This is a genomic window from Pseudonocardia sp. HH130630-07, from assembly GCF_001698125.1.
GTDB lineage: Bacteria > Actinomycetota > Actinomycetes > Mycobacteriales > Pseudonocardiaceae > Pseudonocardia.
Map to the genome: position 1 here is coordinate 405795 of NZ_CP013854.1, position 18140 is coordinate 423934.

19 protein-coding genes are annotated in these 18140 nt (G+C 76.0%); 5 read left to right on the forward strand and 14 right to left on the reverse strand.

The window, feature by feature from the left end; all coding sequences use genetic code 11:
* The first annotated feature begins 21 nt into the window (after positions 1-21).
* Positions 22-762 carry a Clp protease N-terminal domain-containing protein gene (locus AFB00_RS01960; RefSeq protein ID WP_068795780.1) on the forward strand — a complete coding sequence of 247 codons (741 nt, stop codon included), beginning with the start codon at positions 22-24 and terminating at the stop codon, positions 760-762.
* On the opposite strand, the gene AFB00_RS01965 is transcribed toward AFB00_RS01960, so the two are convergent.
* Genes AFB00_RS01965 through AFB00_RS34490 form a run of 4 tightly spaced genes read right to left on the reverse strand, consistent with a single transcriptional unit; the run spans position 759 to position 6876 of the window.
* On the reverse strand, positions 759-1553 hold the full coding sequence (locus AFB00_RS01965) for an alpha/beta fold hydrolase (RefSeq protein ID WP_068795781.1): 795 nt from the start codon (positions 1551-1553) through the stop codon (positions 759-761). The two genes, AFB00_RS01960 and AFB00_RS01965, sit on opposite strands and share 4 nt — an antisense overlap.
* Positions 1550-3004: a wax ester/triacylglycerol synthase domain-containing protein gene (locus AFB00_RS01970; RefSeq protein ID WP_068795782.1), complete on the reverse strand. Its 1455-nt coding sequence runs from the start codon at positions 3002-3004 to the stop codon at positions 1550-1552. Before AFB00_RS01970 ends, AFB00_RS01965 begins: the two co-directional genes overlap by 4 nt.
* A complete protein-coding gene (locus AFB00_RS01975; protein WP_068795783.1) occupies positions 2997-4457 on the reverse strand; it encodes an HAD-IB family hydrolase in 1461 nt (486 codons plus the stop codon). The genes AFB00_RS01970 and AFB00_RS01975 overlap by 8 nt, the downstream gene beginning before the upstream one ends.
* Positions 4444-6876 (reverse strand): glycerol-3-phosphate 1-O-acyltransferase, encoded by a 2433-nt coding sequence (locus AFB00_RS34490; protein ID WP_068795784.1) that lies wholly within the window; start codon positions 6874-6876, stop codon positions 4444-4446. The genes AFB00_RS01975 and AFB00_RS34490 overlap by 14 nt, the downstream gene beginning before the upstream one ends.
* A gap of 146 nt (positions 6877-7022) precedes the next feature.
* Here AFB00_RS34490 and AFB00_RS01985 point away from each other — a divergent pair, with 146 nt between their 5' ends.
* A complete protein-coding gene (locus AFB00_RS01985) occupies positions 7023-7436 on the forward strand; it encodes a VOC family protein (protein ID WP_068795785.1) in 414 nt (137 codons plus the stop codon).
* Here AFB00_RS01985 and AFB00_RS01990 read toward each other — a convergent pair.
* The 4 genes from AFB00_RS01990 to AFB00_RS02005 all read right to left on the reverse strand — a co-directional run bounded on the left by AFB00_RS01990 (position 7415) and on the right by AFB00_RS02005 (position 11008).
* On the reverse strand, positions 7415-8443 hold the full coding sequence (locus AFB00_RS01990; protein ID WP_068795786.1) for a glycosyltransferase family 4 protein: 1029 nt from the start codon (positions 8441-8443) through the stop codon (positions 7415-7417). The two genes, AFB00_RS01985 and AFB00_RS01990, sit on opposite strands and share 22 nt — an antisense overlap.
* 139 nt (positions 8444-8582) lie before the next feature.
* Positions 8583-9188: a DedA family protein gene (locus AFB00_RS01995; RefSeq protein ID WP_231974166.1), complete on the reverse strand. Its 606-nt coding sequence runs from the start codon at positions 9186-9188 to the stop codon at positions 8583-8585.
* Positions 9189-9290: 102 nt separating this feature from the next.
* Positions 9291-10664, reverse strand: coding sequence for an LCP family protein (locus tag AFB00_RS02000; protein WP_156819331.1), 1374 nt, complete (start codon positions 10662-10664; stop codon positions 9291-9293).
* Positions 10661-11008 (reverse strand): ArsR/SmtB family transcription factor, encoded by a 348-nt coding sequence (locus AFB00_RS02005; RefSeq protein WP_068795789.1) that lies wholly within the window; start codon positions 11006-11008, stop codon positions 10661-10663. Before AFB00_RS02005 ends, AFB00_RS02000 begins: the two co-directional genes overlap by 4 nt.
* Before the next feature lie 86 nt (positions 11009-11094).
* On the opposite strand from AFB00_RS02005, the gene mgtA reads away from it, so the two are divergent.
* On the forward strand, positions 11095-13758 hold the full coding sequence (gene mgtA, locus AFB00_RS02010; RefSeq protein ID WP_083275191.1) for a magnesium-translocating P-type ATPase: 2664 nt from the start codon (positions 11095-11097) through the stop codon (positions 13756-13758).
* Positions 13755-13970, forward strand: coding sequence for a twin-arginine translocase TatA/TatE family subunit (locus AFB00_RS02015; protein ID WP_083275192.1), 216 nt, complete (start codon positions 13755-13757; stop codon positions 13968-13970). Before mgtA ends, AFB00_RS02015 begins: the two co-directional genes overlap by 4 nt.
* Here AFB00_RS02015 and AFB00_RS02020 read toward each other — a convergent pair.
* The 6 genes from AFB00_RS02020 to AFB00_RS02045 form a co-directional block, all read right to left on the reverse strand.
* On the reverse strand, positions 13949-14593 hold the full coding sequence (locus AFB00_RS02020; RefSeq protein ID WP_083275193.1) for a vitamin K epoxide reductase family protein: 645 nt from the start codon (positions 14591-14593) through the stop codon (positions 13949-13951). The two genes, AFB00_RS02015 and AFB00_RS02020, sit on opposite strands and share 22 nt — an antisense overlap.
* Positions 14590-15240, reverse strand: a complete 651-nt coding sequence (locus tag AFB00_RS02025; RefSeq protein WP_068795790.1) for a DsbA family protein — start codon at positions 15238-15240, stop codon at positions 14590-14592. Before AFB00_RS02025 ends, AFB00_RS02020 begins: the two co-directional genes overlap by 4 nt.
* Positions 15241-15310: 70 nt before the next feature.
* A complete protein-coding gene (locus AFB00_RS02030; RefSeq protein WP_068795791.1) occupies positions 15311-15667 on the reverse strand; it encodes a hypothetical protein in 357 nt (118 codons plus the stop codon).
* Between the two features lie 187 nt (positions 15668-15854).
* The gene (locus AFB00_RS02035; RefSeq protein WP_197519721.1) at positions 15855-16493 is read right to left on the reverse strand and encodes a DUF1345 domain-containing protein; all 639 of its coding nucleotides are present in this window, start codon (positions 16491-16493) and stop codon (positions 15855-15857) included.
* Between the two features lie 31 nt (positions 16494-16524).
* Positions 16525-17196, reverse strand: coding sequence for a response regulator transcription factor (locus tag AFB00_RS02040; RefSeq protein ID WP_231974168.1), 672 nt, complete (start codon positions 17194-17196; stop codon positions 16525-16527).
* Complete coding sequence (locus AFB00_RS02045; RefSeq protein WP_068795793.1) at positions 17193-17990, reverse strand: sensor histidine kinase; 798 nt, start codon at positions 17988-17990, stop codon at positions 17193-17195. The genes AFB00_RS02040 and AFB00_RS02045 overlap by 4 nt, the downstream gene beginning before the upstream one ends.
* On the opposite strand from AFB00_RS02045, the gene AFB00_RS32875 reads away from it, so the two are divergent.
* The gene (locus AFB00_RS32875) at positions 17980-18126 is read left to right on the forward strand and encodes a hypothetical protein (RefSeq protein ID WP_156819332.1); all 147 of its coding nucleotides are present in this window, start codon (positions 17980-17982) and stop codon (positions 18124-18126) included. The two genes, AFB00_RS02045 and AFB00_RS32875, sit on opposite strands and share 11 nt — an antisense overlap.
* Positions 18127-18140: the final 14 nt, after the last annotated feature.

Below are 18140 nucleotides of genomic sequence, written 5' to 3' on the forward strand. Positions count from 1 at the left end.
CGTCAACTTACGGTTGACGACATGACCTCACCACTTCCCGTCGACGGCACCGTCCGGCTCGACGACCTCATCACCGCCATCACGAAGGTCCACGACGACCCGCTGGAGCAGCTCTCCGGCGCCGTACTCGCCGGGGACCACCTCGGCGAGGTGGCCGACCACCTGATCGGCCACTTCGTGGACCGGGCCCGCCGCTCCGGAGCGTCCTGGACCGCGATCGGCCAGAGCATGGGCGTGTCCAAGCAGGCGGCCCAGAAGCGCTTCGTGCCGAAGGATCCGGGCGATCAGCACGGCTTCGAGCGGTTCACCCCGCGCGCCCGCAACATCGTGATCGGCGCGCAGAACGCGGCCCGGGACGCCTCGAACGCCACGATCACCCCGGCGCACCTGGTGCTGGGCCTGCTGTCCGAGCCCGAGTCGCTCGCCGTCGTGCTGCTCGGCCGCGAGGGCGTGACGGCGGACCGGATGCGGGCCGCCGCGATCGCCGCGCTGCCCGGCGCCGCGGAGGACGTCCCGGCCCTCGTCCCGTTCGACGCCGCGGCCAAGAAGGCCCTGGAACTGTCGTTCCGCCAGGCGCTGCGCCTGGGGCACAACTACGTCGGCACCGAGCACGTGCTGCTGGCGCTGCTGGAGCAGGAGGGATCCGACGGCCTGCTCACCGGGCTCGGCGCCGACGCCGGGCGCCTGGAGACCACGATCGTCGACGCGCTGTCCTCGATCCTGGACGCGGCCGGGTCGGCCCAGCAGCCGCCCAGCAGCTAGGAGGCCACCTCGTACCGCGTGTGCTGCAGGATCGTCCAGGCCACCAGTGCCGGGTTGTCGACCATCGGGACGTGCCCGACGCCGGGCAGCACCACGAGCTCGGCGCCGGGCACGGCCTCCATCAGCGGGCGGCCGTAACGGGCGAACGGGATCGTGCGGTCCGAGCCGGACCAGGCGATCCGGATCGGGCAGGGCAGCCCGTCGAACGGGGCGATCGCGGTGTCCATGGCGGCCGCGGACAGCAGCGGATCGAGCACGGTGCACTCCGCGAGATCGTCGAACAGCACGTCGACGTCCTCGGCGGTGTAGCGGTCCGCCCGCTCGGCCAGCGTCAGCAGCAGCAGGCGCCGGACCAGCCCGCACGCGGCCAGCCGGCGCACCGGCGCCCACCCGGCCAGCAACGCGCCGACCCGGAACGTCGCCAGCAGCCGGTAGAGGTCCTTCGGCAGCGCCCAGGCCCCGGCCGGGGACAACGCGACGACCGACCGGGCCCGGCCGCGCCGGGCCAGCTCCAGCGCGGCCCAGCCGCCGAGCGAGTTGCCCACCACGTGCGGCCGCTCGTCGATCCCGAGCTCGTCGAGCTGGGCGATCAGCGCGTCGACCATGACGTCGATGGAGAACTCACCCTCGGGCAGCGGGGGCCCGCCGCGGTGGCCGGGCATCGTCACCGCCCACACGTCGTGGTGCTGCTCCAGCAGCGGGAGCAGCGGCTCCCAGGCCCGCCACGACGACGTCACGCCGTGCAGCAGGAGCAGCGGCTCGCCCGAGCCGCCCCGATGGAACGCGGTCACTCCACGATCACCACCTCCGCGCCGCCGGAGCCGCCGGAACCCTCCGGGGCCAGTGCCAGCACCTCGCCGAAGCCCTCGGCCAGGCAGTCGGTGAACAGCCGCCGGTCGGTGATCGCGGCGGCGTCGAGGTTCGCGCCGACACAGCACGTGTCGCCGTGCGTGACGAGCGAGATCATCGCCGCGCAGCCGGGCAGCGGCGCGAACGGGTAGACGCGCTCGATCCGGGCCCCGCACAGGTACGCCCGGGCGCGCAGCCCGGGGATGTTCGACGCCTGCAGGTCGTTGCCGGCCGTCGACCCGCCCGCGACCAGGGTCAGCAGCGGCCCGGGCAGCCGGGCGAGCAGCGGGGCGACGACGTCCGGGCTCTCCAGCGCCGGTTCCCGGCGGGCCCGGCGCATCTGCTCGCCGACCCGGCGCACCCGCTCCGCCGGGTCGGTCACGCCCATCGGCCCGGCCAGCCGGGCCGGGGCCCACCGGTTGCCACCCGCGGTGTCGTCGTCGCGGCGTACCGAGACCGGCACCGAGGTGCGCAGGACGGCGTCCGCGGCCACCGGGCGGCCCATCCGCTCGTGGTAGAGGCGGAACCCGCCGAGCAGGGCCGCGACGTAGGCGTCGTTGAACGAGCCGTCGACCGACTTCCCGGCCGCCCGCAGCTCGGCGAATCCGACGTCGAGCGCGGCGAACCGCCAGGACAGCCCGCGCGGGCGCAGCAGCTCCGACGCGCCGCCGGGCGGCGGGGACAGCACCCGCACCGCGGAGTCCACGTAGCGGGCGGTGTCCCGGGCCGCCGCGAGCGGGTTGCCGAGCGCGCCCAGGACGTCGCGGGCCATCCGGGCGGCCGACGGCACCAGTCCCGCCTCGCGCCGGACCAGCCGGTCGACCTCGGCGAGCGGGTCGGGTGCCTCGGTCGCCGGTGCCGCCGGCTGCGGCTTGGCCGGATCGTGCTCGCGGGTCCCGCTGTGCAGCTGGGAGAGCAGCTGGACCGCGCCCATGCCGTCGGTCAGCACGTGGTGCAGCTTCAGCAGGAACGCCGACCGGCCGCCGGGCAGGCCCTCGACCAGCATCGCCTCCCAGGGCGGGCGGGCCCGGTCGAACGGGGTCATCGCGAACTGCTCGGCGATCGGGCCCAGCTCGCCCCAGAACCCGGGGCCGGAGCCGGGGATCCGCACGCGTCGCAGGTGGTAGTGCAGGTCGAACTCGAGGTCGTTGATCCAGTAGGGGGTGCCGAGCCCGCCCAGCGGTGCCCGGACCCGCTCCCGGAACCGCGGCACCATCCGCGACGCCCAGTCGACGGCGGCGACCAGCCGGTCCCACTCCGGGCGGGCGTCGAGGACCTCGACCGCGAGCACCGGCGACCGGTAGCGCGGGTCGTCGGCCTCGGCCCGCCACATCATCACCTCGAACGGCGACATCTCCCGGACCGAACCCCAGGACAGCGGTGTGTCACTCATCCGAACCCGCCTCCGGCCAGTGCGTCAGGGTGTCCAGGAACAGCTCGCGGATCTGTTCGGCGTGCTTCCCGGCGTCCTCGGCGACCCAGTGCGTGGTGTCGACCGGCGGCTGCACGGCCACCTGCACCTTGCCGCCGCGCAGGGTCTGCGCGCCGCGCCACATGATCTCGCCGGCGTTGCGGATGACGATCGGCACGACCGGGACCTGCGCCTGCATCGCGATGTGGAAGGCACCCTTCTTGAACCGGCCCAGCCGTGGCGTCGGCGACCGGGTGCCCTCCGGCGCGATGGCCAGCGAGATGCCCTCGTCGCGCAGTTTGTCCACCGCCGGCTGCAACGCCGCCCTGGCCTGGCGGGTGTCGCCCCGCTCGACGAAGGCGACGTCGGCGATCTGGAACAGCTGCCCCCACAGCGGGATCCGGGCCGCCTCGGCCTTCGCGACACCGGTGAAGCCGTCACGGAGCAGCTTCATCAGGATCGGCACGTCGAACTTGGACTGGTGGTTGAACACGAACACGCACGGCCGGGCGGTGACCAGGTGCTCGGCCCCGGTCACCTCGACGTCGATCCCGGCCAGCCCGAACGCGACGTCCGAGCCCACCGAGGCCGCCATGTCCACGAACCGGCGGCGGGACCCGTGCAGCAGGCCCGCCCCGGCCGCCGCGGCCAGCCCGCCGGCCATGCCGCCGTAGAAGACGGCGGTGCGGGCGACGTCGGAGACCCCCGGGAACAGCCCGCCACGCGGGGCGCAGTCCAGCACCGGCCAGCCCCGCTCGGCCGCCAGCCGGCGCAGCGAGTCGGTCGGCGAGACGGCGACCGGACGGCCGACGGCGGAGAGGAACTCCGCGTCCTCGGTGCCGTTGGCGTAGCCGAAACACCCGGCGAGATCGGCGCCCCGGGCGTGCGCGTCGGCCCGGACCGCCGCCGCCTTCCCGGCGCCCCACAGCGAGATCCCGGCGACCCGGCCGGTGAGGACGCCGCCGGAGACCTCCAGCTCGGTGCACAGCACCCGGTCGGCGCCGAGCTCGGTCGCCATCGGCTGCACCTGGAACCGGGTCGCCGAGGAGGCCATCACGATCTCGTGCCCCTGCTCCCGGTGCGCCGCGACCAGCTCCCACACCTCGGGGTGCAGCGCACCGGCGATCTCCTCGCGGAACAGCGTCCGGCCCAGCTCGTGCAGCTCGTCCTCGCTGCGGCCCTTCCAGGTCGCGAGCGTGATCGCGAGGAACTCCTTGAAGTCGTCGTCGGTGCGGATGCCGCGCATGCCGGACAGCACGGTTCGCACCATCTCCACCGGGCCGACGTCGAACTCGCGCAGCCGCCTGCGGTAGAAGGCACCCGCCGAGTACCCGTCGATGACGGTGCCGTCGTAGTCGAAGTAGGCGATCGTCCCCGGCCCCGGCGGGGCGTCCCGGACCGCCGCCAACCGCTCCGCCCGTTCAGCTCGCGACACCGCTGTCCCCCTCCGCACGTGCCGGTGCCGCGCCGCCGGGTGTGACGGCCGGTGCGGACGGCACCGGATCCGCCGACCGGGCCGCGTCGGTGTCGGATCCGAGCACGACGGCGAGCCGGGCCCGCTGCAGCTGCGCCAGCCGGCCGAGATCATCGATCACCGCGGTGACCTCGTCCCGCCAGGCCGCCCGCCGTTCGTCCAGCGGCGCGAGGCCGTCGCCGCCGTCGCCCGTCCCGAGCAGACCGCGGTTCTCGGCCTGGCGCACCGCGGTCGTGTAGAGCTCGCGCGACACCGAGTCCGCCCGGTCGAGCCGGTGCTGCAGCAGCATCTGACCGCCCACCCCGAGGCACTCCTCCACGAACGGCCCCTCCTCGGTGAGCGCCGCGTCGCCGAGGGCGGCGAGCCGGTCGGCGACGACGAGCTGCGCGTCGAGGAACGAGCGCAGCACCCCCGGCGCGACCAGCAGCGGGGCCCGGCGCAGGGTGGCACGGACGTCGGCGGGTGCGGCGTCGAGGTCGCGCCAGTCCGGGTCCACCAGGTCCAGCTCACGGCGGATCTCCTCGCGGAACTCGCGGCGGGTGGAGAAGAAGAACTCGAACTTGAGCAGGTCGCGCAGGCGGGCGAGCTCGCGCCACGCCACCTCGACGAGGTCGTCGGTGCCCGCGGAGTCCGCGGCGTCGCCGACCCGCAGCAGCGCCACCTCCAGCAGGGCGCGGTTGAGCAGATGGTGCAGCGTGCCGTTGCGGTAGAAGGCGGCGACGTGGTGGCGGCCGGGGCTGATCGCGAACACCGGCTCGGTCCCGGCCGAGTGGATGGTGACCACGCCCGCCTCGGCCAGCCGGTCCAGCGTCATCCGCAGGCCGTGCCGGGTGCGCAGCTCGGCCACCGGGACCGGCACCCCGCCCGCCTCCAGGTAGTCGGCCAGCGGGGCGACGACCTCGCGCACCTGCTGCAGGGTCAGTGCCCGGTCCCGGGCCGAGAGCAGCGCGAACGTCGCCAGCGAGGTCGCCGTCGCCGGGGTGACCCGGTTGATCCCGGCGCAGACCCGGAACGCGACCTTGTCCAGCTGCGCGGGGCCCTCCCCCGCGTCGGCGAGCGCGGCGCGCAGCCCGATCGGCTCGGCGAACCGGACCCGGGCGGAGCCGATGTGCCGGCGCTGGTCACGGAAGTAGCCGTACAGCCAGCCGAGGCCCTCTGCCTTCTTCGTCCCGCCGCGCTGCTCGGCGGCCATCGCGCCGACCTCGTGCAGCTGGTCGTAGGCGATCGACACCGGCACCAGGACGGCGTCGGTGCCCGGCCGGTCCTCCAGCGCCGCGACCAGGTAGCGCAGCAGGCCGATGCGGGGCTTGCGCAGCTTGCCGGTCCGGCTCCGCCCGCCCTCCAGGTACCACTCCAGGTTGAACCGCTTGGCCAGCAGATGACCCAGGTACTCCTGCATCGCCGCCTTGTAGACGGTGTCGCCGCCGAAGCTGCGCCGGATGAACACCACCCCGGCCCGGCGGCCGAGCGCCCCCATCGGCCAGAACGACAGGTTGTTGCCGCCCAGCACGTGGTTGCGCGGGAAGTTGCGCTCGTGCAGCACCTCGGCGAACAGCAGTGGATCGGCGTAAGAGCGGTGGCTGGGCAGGAACACCAGCGCGTGCTCCCGGTTGAGCTCGCGCAGCCGTTCCAGGCCGGACTCGTCGACCCGGACGTCCCAGGCCTTCGTGTGCATCGGGCCCATCATCGCCCGGAACACGTCGATCGCCGGCGGGCTCTGCACCGCGGCCATCTCGTGCAGGCACGACCCGAGCTCCCGCTCGACCTCGGGTCCCGGCCGGCCGGTGGCGGCGGCGACGCGCTCGACGAGCGCCGGGAACCGGGTCGAGGAGGTGATCTGCTCGACCATCCGGCGCGGCACCTTGTACCGGTCGCCGAGGATCCGGCGCTCGGCCCGGTCACAGGCCAGGACGGCCTGCCGGGCGACGAAGCGGGTGAAGCCGTCCGAGCCGGGGCGGCCGTTCTCCTGGTCGACGAACCGGGACACCAGCTCGGCGACGGTCGCGGCCTCGCCGGCCACCACGCGCGCGGCGTCCGGGCGGTGCCGGGCCATCGAGGGGTGCAGCGGTGACCAGGCCATCCGCATGACGGCGGTGGTCGCGAGCCCGGTGAGCTTGCGCACCGGCCCCGCGTCCTCGGGCTCGGGTGTCACCCAGGTGACCCGGGCCGGGACGACCACCGTGTCCGGCTCCCCCTGCAGGGCGGCCCCGAGCGACGCCGGGACGTCCGGCCGGTCGGTGGTGGCGACCAGGACGGCGCCGGGATGCCGCTCCTCGGCCCACCGCCGCAGGATGGCCCGCTCGGTGAGCGAGCGGGACTGGGCGATGACCACCGCCGGGCCCGTTCCCCGCGCCTCGTCCGGCCCGCCCGTCGCCGCCATGGAACCCCCGTTCGGACCGCCCGCGGTGCCGCGGCGTCGTGAGGGGTCCAACGTAGTTACCGATCAGTTGGTGAACAACACGGGCCGCGACCGCCACTCCCCTCCCGCCGGTCGACGGGGCGAGGACGGGTGGGGATCCTCGGCGCATGGCCCACCTGCAGCACTCGGCCCTGCTCGTCCACGACTACGACGAGGCGATCGCCTTCTTCACCGGCGCCCTCGGCTTCGACCTGGCCGAGGACTCCCCCGCCACCACGACGGACGGGCGGCCCAAGCGCTGGGTCGTCGTCCGGCCGCCCGGCGCGCAGACGGGGCTGCTGCTCGCCCGCGCCGACTCCGCGGAGCAGCGGGCGGCCGTCGGGCACCAGTTCGCCGGCCGGGTCGGCCTGTTCCTGCAGGTCGACAGCTTCGACCGGGAGCACGCCCGGATGACCGCAGCCGGGGTCCGGTTCGTCTCCGGACCCCGCGCCGAACCGTACGGCCGGGTCGCCGTCTTCCTCGACGTCGCCGGCAACCGGTGGGACCTGATCGGTCCCGGTCAGCCCGCGGCGACGACCTGACCCTGCTCCTCCGGCTCGTCGAGGTCGGCCACGGCGACCGGGGTCCCCAGCAGCTCGGCGTAGACCGCGGTCAGCGCCTCCGCGAGCCGGACCCGGCCGAACCGCGACACCGCCCGGTCCCGGCCGGCGATGCCGAGCCCGGTCCGGAACGCGTCGTCGGTGAGCACGTCGCGCACCGCGGCACCCAGGTCGTCCGGCCGGCCGGGACGAACGTGCACCCCGGTGACCCGGTCGACGACGGCGTCGCGCAGCGCACCGACGGCCGACACGACCACCGGCCGCGAGCACGCCATGGCCTGCAGCACCGTGCCGATCCCGGTGTCGTACCCGGGCGCCGCGACGACGACGTCGGCCGACCGCAGCAGCCGCGGCAGCACGCCGGAGCCGACCGGCCCGAGGAAGCGCACCCGCCGCTCGACCCCGAGGTCGCGGGCCACGGTGAACAGCCGGGCCCGGTCCGGGTCGTCGGCGGCGGAGCTGCCGCCCCCGACGAGCAGCTCCGCGGACGGCACCCTGGCCAGGGCCCGGACCGCGGCGCCGGCCCCCGCACCGGTGCCCAGCGGGCCGGCCGTGACGATCCGCGCGCCGTCCCCGCGGCGCAGCGCCGGGCCGTCCGGGGTGAAGACGTCGGTGTCGACGCAGGCCGGAACGGTGCGCAGCGACGCGCGGGGTACCCCGTACCGCAGCAGCTCGGTGTGCTGGTCCTCGCTGCCGGCCAGGACCCGGGCCGCACCCGCGACGACGTCCGCGTCGGAGGCCGGGGCGCGCAGCTGCGGCGGGAGCGCGAGCACGACCGGCACGCCGGCGCCGGACACCGCACGGGCGGCGGCCGTGCCGATCGCGTGCACGAGGTCGGGCGGATCCCCGGTCCGGCCGAGGGCCGCCGGGTCCGACGACTCGACGTGCAGCGACCCGGGTCCACCGGCGGGCGCGACCAGATCGGGATCGTCCGGGCGGTCGGTGATCACCCGGACCCGGTGGCCGGCGGCCGCGAGAGCGGCGGCCACGAGACCGGTCCCGCAGTCCCGGGGCGCTTCGGGGGTTCGGACGATGGCGATGCGCAACAGAAGTCTCCTGATCGTGCTCGCTCGGGGCGGGCACGCGCAGGTGGCTCTACGCGTCGGACCGGTTCGACCCTACGCTCCTTCAGCCGGGCCGGCCGGTCGTGGTCGCGCCCTGCGCCGCCGTCCGCCCGGCGGCGCGGCGCCGGCGTACCCGCCAGGCGATCACGGCGACCAGCGCGACGACGCCGAGCACCGCCCAGCCCAGCACCCCGAACGCGTGCTCGAAGCGCTCGGCCGCCTCCCGGAGCAGGTAGCCCGCCGTCACGTGCATCGCCGCCCACACCGTCGCCCCGACCGCCGCGGCCGGCAGGAACCGGTGCACCGGCAGCCCGGACGCACCCGCGGCCGCCGGGGTCATCGTGCGGACCACCGGCAGGAACCGGGCGCCGAGCACCGCCCAGGAGCCGTGCCGGCGCAGCGTGCCGGCCGCGGAGTCCCAGGTGTCGCGACCCATCCGCCCGATCAGCCGGGACTCCCGCAGGCGCGGGCCGAACCGCCGTCCGACCAGGTAACCGATCGTGTCCCCGCTGGTCGCCGCGACCGCGACGACCACGGTCACCAGGACCGCCGCCATCGGGTCGGGGACGGCCATGGCGGCGGCGACCAGGACCGTCTCGCCGGGCAGCAGGAGCCCGACGCCGATCGTCGTCTCGCCGAGGGTGGCCAGCCCGGCGACCAGCACCACCACCCAGACGGGTACGGCGGTCAGCCACGCGATGATCTCGGTGATGGTGAGCTCCTCGGCTCGGGCGGGTGCCTGCTCAGTCCACGCAGGGCACGCCGTCGGCGGTCAGATCGGCGGGGGGGGCGGCGGCGCCGGGAGCGGGTCACCACGCGGTGCGGCGGCCCCGTCCGGGTCCGGGGCGCCGGCCGGTGCGGTCCCGGCGCCACCTCCGCCACCGACCGGCGCCGCGGCGGGCGCGGGTTCCGGACCGGCGGACCCGTCGGCCAGCCCGGCCAGGAACGTGCCCACCTCGCCCGGGTCGACCTGCACCGCGACCCCCTCGGAACCGGTGCGGTAGTCGAGGCGCCCGGTGGGGATCGTCCGGAACTCGACGCGGTCGGCCCGCAGGGCGCTCGCGTGCGCGACCATCGACGCGAGGTCCCACCCCTGGTCGAGCACGACGGCGCCGTCCACCGCCCGCAGCAGACCGGCGACGGCCGTCGGGTCGGTCAGCGTCCCGGCCGCGAGCAGCCGGTGCGTCAGCCCGGCGAGGAACGCCTGCTGGCGGCGGACCCGGTCCAGGTCGCCGTTCGGCAGACCGTGCCGCTGGCGGACGAACCGCAGCGCCTCGACGCCCTCGACGGTCTGCGGCCCGGCCGCGAAGTCGGCGCCGGAGTACCGGTCGCTGACCGGTTCGCGCAGGCAGACCGGGACCCCGCCGAGCGCGCGGGTGACGTCGGCGAAGCCGGCCAGGTTCACCTGGGCGTAGTGGTCGACCGAGACCCCGGTCAGGCGCTCGACGGTCGCCAGCAGCGTCCGGCTCCCGGCCGCGGCCGACTCGCGCTCCAGGTCCGGCCCGGTCAGCCCCTGCCGGAGCAGCCCGGGCCGGGCGGTCGCCGCGCCGCGGGCGAACGCCGAATTGATCTTGTGCATGCCCAGGCCGGGCACCTCGACCCAGGCGTCGCGCAGGATCGACACGGCGGACGCGCCGAGCGCCGGGTCGTCCGGGATCCGGACCAGCATCAGCGTGTCCGTGTTGGCCTGCCCGTCGGCGTCGCCGGCGTCCAGTGCGTCCAGGACGTCGCGGGGCAGCGGACGACCGCGGGCGTCCACCCGGGAGTCGCTGCCGACCAGCAGGATGTCGGTGGCGCCGTCGGCGACGGTGTCCCCGACGACGTCCGCGGTGACCGGGCCGCTGCCGGAGACCGCCCACCCGGCACCGGTGAGGACGAGCACCGTCGCCGACAGCGCCGCGACCCAGCGCGGCGCCCGGTCACGGGGCCCGCGCCCCGGCCGGGCCGGATCGTGTTCCGGGCGGGCCGGGTCGCGTTCCGCGGAACGCGGCCACGGCGGTACGGCACCGACCGGGGCGAGCGGGGTCGTCCGGGCGGCGGCCGACACCGGGGTACCCCGCCCCGGACCGGGGCGCGACGGCGTCCCCGGCGCGGCACCCGGCACCCGCCTGCCCGGCCGGCCGCGCCCGCGGGGCGGCGGGCTCACGCGCTCCCCCGGGCCCGGCCCGCGTCCGGGTCCGGCAGCCCCCGCCGGCGGTCGCGCTGCGCACCGACCACACCGCGCACGACGTCGACCACGCCCGGGTCGGCGATCACGTAGATCTGGTGCCGCCCGTCGCGACGGGCCCGGACCAGCCCGGCGAGCTTCAGCTTCGCGAGGTGCTGGCTGACGGCGGCGACCGGCTGGCCGAGCGCCGTGGCGAGGGTGCCGACGTCACGCGGACCGGCCGTCAGCAACCAGACGATCTGCAGCCGGGAGGTGGCGGCGAGCATCCCGAACGCCGCGGCCGAGTCGGCCAGCAGCTCCGGATCGAGGAGCTCGTCGTCCACCGGGCCTCCGTAACAGTTGCACCACTTACGCAACTGTTACCGTACCGGGCGGGTCCCGGAGGAGGGACCGGGCACCGGGGAGAGCGATGGATCGGACGACCGAGGCGGGCCGCACCGCCGCGGACCCGCCGACGCCGGACCCGGACCGGGCGCCCGTCCCCGGCGCGGCCGCCCTGCACCGCGCCGCGGACGCCGACGTGTTCGCCCTGCTCCGCGGCCTGGAGACGTCCCGCCGGGGGCTCACCGAGGACGCGGCGGCGCTGCGGCTGGCCGAGCACGGCGAGAACGTCGCGGGACCCGCCCGGCGCCCGGGCCGGGCCGAGCAGCTGCGCCGGGCGCTCGCCGGCCCGTTCGCCGGGCTGACGGCGGCGCTCGGCGTCCTGCTCGCCGTCGCCGACGGCATCGCGAGCGCCGCGGTCGTGCTGGTGATCGCCGCGCTCGGCGTCGGCCTGCGGCTCTGGCACGAGATCACCCTCGACCGCACCACCCGGGAGCTGCGCATCCGGGCCGGCACCACCGTGACGGTGCGCCGCCGCCCGGCAGCGGGCTCCGCGCCGCGGGACAGCGAGATCCCGCCGGCCGATCTGGTGCCCGGCGACGTCCTGCTCCTGAGCGCCGGTGACCCGGTGCCCGCCGACGCCAGGGTGCTGCGCGGCACCGACGTCCTGGTGGACCAGTCGTCGCTGTCCGGTGCGCTGCTCCCGGTGCCGAAGCACCCGCCACCGGCCGGGCACGCGGGGCCGCCGGGCGTCATCGGGGCCGCGTCGCTGCTGCTCGCGGGCAGCACCGTCACCCGGGGCGAGGTCACCGCCGTCGTGCTCGCGACCGGTCCCCGCACGCACGCCGCCGAGCTCGCCGAGCGGGCGCACCGGCCGCGGCCGTCGTCCACCGTCGACCGCGGCGTGCGGGCGGTGAGCTGGGCGCTGGTGCGGTGCATGCTGCTCGCCGCGCCGCTGGTGCTCGTCGTGAACGGCGCCGTCTCCGGGGACCTGCAGCAGGCGCTGCTGTTCGCCGTGGCCGTCACCGTCGGGCTCGCGCCCGAGCTGCTCCCGCTGATCGTCGGCACCACGCTGCTGCGCGGCGCCACCCGGTTGCGGGCCGCCGGGGTGCTGGTGACCCGCCCGGACGCCCTGCACGACCTCGCCGCCGTCGACGTCGCGTGCCTGGACAAGACCGGCACGCTCACCGAGGACCGGGTCGTGTTCACCCACTCCGTCGACGTCGACGGCGTCGGTGATCCCGGCCCCGGCGAGGCCGCGGCCGTCGCGGTCCGGTTCCAGTCCACCCCCCGCGACGGCCTGGACGACGGTCTCGCGGGCGCCGCCCCGGAGGGTGCTGCGCTGCTGGCCCACGGTCTGCTCGACCGGGTCGCCGAGCTGCCGTTCGACCACGAGCGGCGGCGGGCCGCCGTCGTCCTGCGCGACGCCTCCGAACCGGGCGAGCTGGTCGTCGTCCGCGGCGACCCGGACACCGTGCTGCCGCGCTGCGACCGGGTCGTCCGGGCCGGCGGTACGGAGCCGCTCGGCCCGGAGCTGCGCCGGAGGGCGGCGCGCACGGCCGAGGAGCACCGGGCACGCGGCATGCGGGTCGTCGCCGTCGCCACCCGCCGGTGCGGGGCGCACGACCCGGAGCCGGAGCGCGACCTGCTGCTGCTCGGGTTCGTCGGGCTGCTCGACCCGGTCCGGGAGTCGGCGGCCGGTGCGGTCGCCCGGTTCCGGGACCAGGGCGTCGCGGTGGTCGTGCTGACCGGCGACGACCCGGCGGTCGCCGAGCAGGTCTGCGCCCGGGCCGGCATCGAGGTCGACGGTGTCCTGGACGGCCCGGCCCTGGACCGGCTCGACGACCGTGCGCTCGCCGGGGAGCTGCACCGGACCACGGTGTTCGCCCGGCTCGGACCCCTGCAGAAGGAACGGGTGGTGTCGGCGCTGCAGGCGGGCGGGCACACCGTCGGGGTGCTCGGCGACGGTGTCAACGACGTCGGGGCACTGCGCACCGCCGACGTCGGCATCGCCGTCGACGGGGCCGTCCCCGCGGCCCGGGCGGCCGCGGACATCGTCCTGACCGGCCGGGGACCGGACGTCGTCGGGGCCGCGGTCGCCGAGGGGCGCCGGACGCTCGGGCGCGCGACCCGCTACCTGACCGTGACCGCGGCGCTCAACCTCGGCAACGCGCTGTCGGTCGTCGTCGCGTCGGCCGTGCTGCCGTTCCTGCCGCTGCTGCCCGCGCAGCTGGTGCTGCAGGGCGTGCTGTTCGGCGTGGCCGCGCTCGCCCTGCCGTTCGACCGGGTCGAGCCCGGCTGGACGGCCCGGCCGCGTACCTGGGACACCCGCGGCATGCTGCGGTTCATGCTGGTCCTGGGGCCGCTGTCGTCGGTGTTCGACCTGGTCACGTTCTGGGCCGTGTGGCGGTTCCTCGGCCTGGACACCCCGGAGGAGCAGGCGGTGTTCCAGGCCGTCTGGTTCGTCGAGGGCGTGCTCTCCCAGGTCCTGGTCCTGCTGCTGCTCCGTACCCGCGCCGGGCGCCCCGCCCGGCCGGTGCTGCTGACCGTCACCGCCGTCGTCGCCGTCGGGGTGCTGGTGCCGTTCACCGGGATCGCGCCGGTGTTCGGGATGGTCGCGCCGCCGCCCGCGGTGTGGCCGCTGCTGGCGGCCGTGGTGCCGCCGTTCCTGCTGTGCGTGGCCGCGACGCGGCCGCTCTACCTGCGACACGTGCTGGGGATCGCCCCGGCCGGAGAGGACGGTGCGCGATGACCGCACCCACCCCGATGCAGCTGATGATCGTGCTGCTCGTGTTCGTGCTGCTGTTCGGCGCGAAGAAGCTCCCCGACCTGGCCCGCTCGGTGGGCCGGTCGAGCCGGATCCTGCGCTCGGAGCTGTCGGCGAAGGAGGAGCCGGGCGACCCGGCCGCACAGCAGCCGGGCCGCCCCGACGGGGACGGGTCTCAGAGCAGGCTGGACCAGTAGTCCCAGAACCGCTGCAGGGCCAGCCCGATGATCACGACGTACCAGAGGACCACCGGCACCGCGTGGTACTGGCGGAGCCCCTGGTAGAGCCCGCGGGCGGCGCCGCTGCTGTCCAGTGCCGCGAGCGCGGAGTACCAGAAGATCGGGATCGTGACGGCCCAGACGACCATGCAGTACGGGCAGAGCGCGCCGATGTCGTAGAGACTCTGCACGATCAGGTAGTGCACGAACACCACGCCGAGCGCCGCCCCCGCGGTCAGGCCGGCCCACCACCAGGCCGGGAACCGCACGCCCGCGAGGACCGCGGCGCCGGTGGTCACGACGACGGCGAACGCGCCGATGCCGAGCAGCGGGTTCGGGAACCCGAAGAACGCGGCCTGCTCGGTCGTCATCACCGACCCGCAGGACAGCACCGGGTTGATGCTGCACGAGGGCGTGTAGCTCGGGTCCTGCAGGATGGCGATGCGCTCGACGGTGAGGACGAACGCGGACAGCAGCCCGAGCGCCCCGCCGACGACCAGCAGCCAGGGCAGCACCCGCGGCAGCGGGCCCGGGACCGGACGGTCCGGGCCGCTCCCCACGGTGATGCGGTCGAACTCCTCGGTCGGTGCGGCCGCCGTCACGGGGCCACCGCCGCGTCCAGGGCGTCGGTGATGTCCTGCACCGAGTCCACCTCCACCAGCTCGCCGTTCACGAAGATCGCCGGGGTGCCGCCGACCCCGGCGGCCTCGCCGGCCGCCTGGTCGGCCCGCACCGCGTCGAGGGTCGCCGGGTCGGCGACCGCGGCGTCGTACGCCGCCATGTCCAGGCCGAGGTCCTGAGCGTAGCCACGGAAGACCGTGGCCGCGTCCGCCGACCCGGCCCAGTTCTGCTGGGTCTGGAACAGCCGCTCGTACATCGCGACGAACCGGCCCTGCCGGTGTGCCGCCTCCGCCGCGACGGCGGACGGCTCGGAGTTGGCGTGCATCTCCAGCGGGAAGTCGCGGACCACGAAGTCCACCCGGTCGCCGTACTGCGCGACGAGCTGGCTCATGAACGGCTGCAGCTGGGCGCAGCCCGGGCACTGGAAGTCGAGGAACTCGACGAGCTTCACCGGGGCGCCGGGGTTGTCGTTCAGCCGGGCCGCCTCCGGCGGGGCGAGCGCCTCCGGGGACGCGGCACCACCGGGGCCGGTGGACGGGGCGTCGGGACGGGTGGCGAACAGCAGGGCCGCCACCAGCAACGCGAACGCGCCGACGACGAACAGGGAGATCTTGACGTTGCGGGTCATGCGGGAGGGCTCCTCCACGGGATCCGGCGGGGGCCGGGTGACGGGTACGGGCGCGGGCCGATCGCCGTCGTCAGTTCCGGTCCACGCAGAGCTGCTCGACCGGGGACGGGGCGAGGAGCACCCGGTCCGGAGGGGGTGCCGGCCCGACGTCCGGATGCCCGGCGGCGGCGACCGCGACCGGGGTCGCCGGGGGCCCGACCGGGGGCGACGGGTCGTCCTCGTCGCGGCGCGGGACCTGGTCCGCATCGCCCGCGTGCAGCATCATCGGCGGCTGGTACGGGCAGTGGGCCGCACCGAGGACGCCGGCCTCGACCGATCCGGCCGCGGTGCCCGTCGCGGCCGGGTGGTGGTCCGGGCCCGCCGCGGCCGGCCCGGCGCAGACCACGAGTCCGACCAGCAGGAGCAGCAGCGCGGACAGGACGCGCACGCACCCCACCTCGTCTCCCGCTCACGTGTCCCCGACGGCGCGCACCCCGCCGTCCGGCTCCGACGATACCGACGTCCCCGCGCTGGTCCGGCGCGGGTCCGGCGCGCCGGGACGGGACGACCGGCCGACGCACTATGACGGCCGGTCATCGGCTGGCTACGGACTGTTCCCGGGCTCCGGGAGGCGGTCAGCCGGCCAGCGAGCTGAAGATCGAGACCGACCCGGCGATGATCAACGCGTTGAACAGGAACGCGAGCATGCCGTGCACCAGGACGGTGCGCCGCATGCTCCGCCGGGTGACCACGACGTCGGTGGTCCCGAACGACGTCCCCACCGCGACCGAGAAGTAGAGGAGATCGGTGAACACGGGCGCCTCGTGACCGGGGAAGTCCAGGCCGCCCTCGGCCGCCCACCGCCCCAGGTAGACGACGGCGAAGCCGACCTGCAGGGTCAGCCAGGCGGTGACCACCGCGACGACACAGATCGCGAGCACGACGTCCCCGGGCAGCCCGAACTCCCCCGCCCGCGGCATCACCGAGACCGTCGCCATCAGCGCGACGGTCGCGGCCGCCTGCGAGAGCTGTCCCGGGGAGACCCCGAGCAACCGCCGCACACCGGTGCCGCGCCGGGAGGCGACGGCCATCCGGCGCAGCTCGGCGGGCTCGCGCCGGGCGTAGGCCAGCAGGGTGAGCAGCAGGTACCCGACGGCGTAGAGGTCCCAGAACACCAGGAGCCGCACCGGCGTCGCCGCCGGGACGAACAGGTACAGCGGCGTCGGCACCAGGGCGAGCCCCTGCCGGGCGAACTCACGGCTCCACCAGTGCACGACCACGGACGGTATGCGGCCGCCGCCGGGGTCAGTTCACCAGCCCCGCCCGGAACGCCAGCGCCACCAGCTGCACGCGGTCCCGGGACTGCGTCTTGGCCAGCAGGTGGCCGATGTGGGTCTTGACCGTCGCCTCGGACACGACGAGGTCCCGCTGGATCTCGGCGTTGGAGCGGCCGCTGCCGACGAGCGTCAGCACCTCCCGTTCGCGCGGCGTCAGGTCCTCCAGCGCCGCCAGCGCGTCCGGTGCGGCGGCCGCCGGCTCCGGCGCGGACAGCAGCGGGGCGGTCGCCCGCAGCAGCCGGCGGGTCGAGACCGGGTCGATCACCGACTCGCCGCCGTGCACGGTGCGGACCGCGTCGATCAGGCCCTGGGGCTTGACGTCCTTGAGCAGGAACCCGCTGGCCCCGGCCCCGATCGCGGCGGTGACCGACTCGTCGAGGTCGAACGTCGTGAGCACGATGATCTTCAGGTCGGGGTGGGTCGCGAGTGCCCGCCGGGTCGTCTCGATGCCGTCCAGGCGCGGCATGCGCACGTCCATCAGCACGACGTCGACCGGGGTCCGGCCGAGCTCGGCGAGCGCCTGCTCGCCGTCCCCGGCCTGGGCGACGACCGTGAGGTCGTCGCACGAGTCGAGCACCATCGCGAAGCCCGCGCGCACGAGCTCCTGGTCGTCCACCAGCATCAGCCGGACAGGGTTCACCGTTCTCCTCGGGTGGGTGTGGTCGGGGACGCCGGGGCGACCGGCAGCCGCAACCGGACGGACCAGCCGCCGTCGGGGTGCGGCCCGGTCTCGACGGAGCCGCCGTGCAGGGCGGCCCGTTCCCGCATGCCGGTCAGTCCGTGCCCGCCGCGGGGCGGCCGCGGGACGGGGCCCCTGGCCCCCTCGTCGCGGACCCGGACGGTCAGCTCGTCGTCGCCCCACTCCAGGGTGACGACGGTGGGCGCGGCCGGCCCGGCGTGCTTGATGACGTTGGTGAGCGCCTCCTGCACGACGCGGTAGGCGGTCAGCCCCGGCCCGGTGGGCACCGGCCGCGGCGTCCCGACGACCCGCAGCTCCACCCGGAGCCCACCGGCACGGACCTGCTCGACCAGCGCCGGGACGTCGTCGGTGCCCGGCTGCGGGCGGCCCGCGTGGTCGGCACCGGGATCGTCGGTGGCGTCGCTGACGGCGCGCAGCATCTCCAGCAGGCCCCGGACGTCGGCGAGCGCCTCGCGGCCGGTGTCGGCGATCCCGGACAGCACGTCGACCGCCTTCTGCGGGTCGCGCTGCGCGGCGAACTGTCCGCCGTCGGCCTGGGCGATGATCCCGGACAGCGAGTGCGCGACGACGTCGTGCACCTCCCGGGAGATCCGGGCCCGCTCGGCGAGCAGCTCGATCCGGACCTCCTGGCGCCGGCTCGCCTCCAGCAGCCGGGCCCGTTCGCGCAGGCCGGCGGTGTGCCGGAAGGAGGCCCGCCGCAGCGAGCCGAGGAGCCACACCGCGATGGAGAGCATGACCGCGGCCCCGCTGATCGCCGCCAGCCCGGCCCAGCCGATCTGCGGCGGGAGCGTGCGCAGGGTGAGGAACGGCCCGGCCGAGCCGGCCAGCAGCAGGACGACGGCGGCCGGGCCCGCCCAGCGCGGCCCGTAGGCGACCGCCGAGTA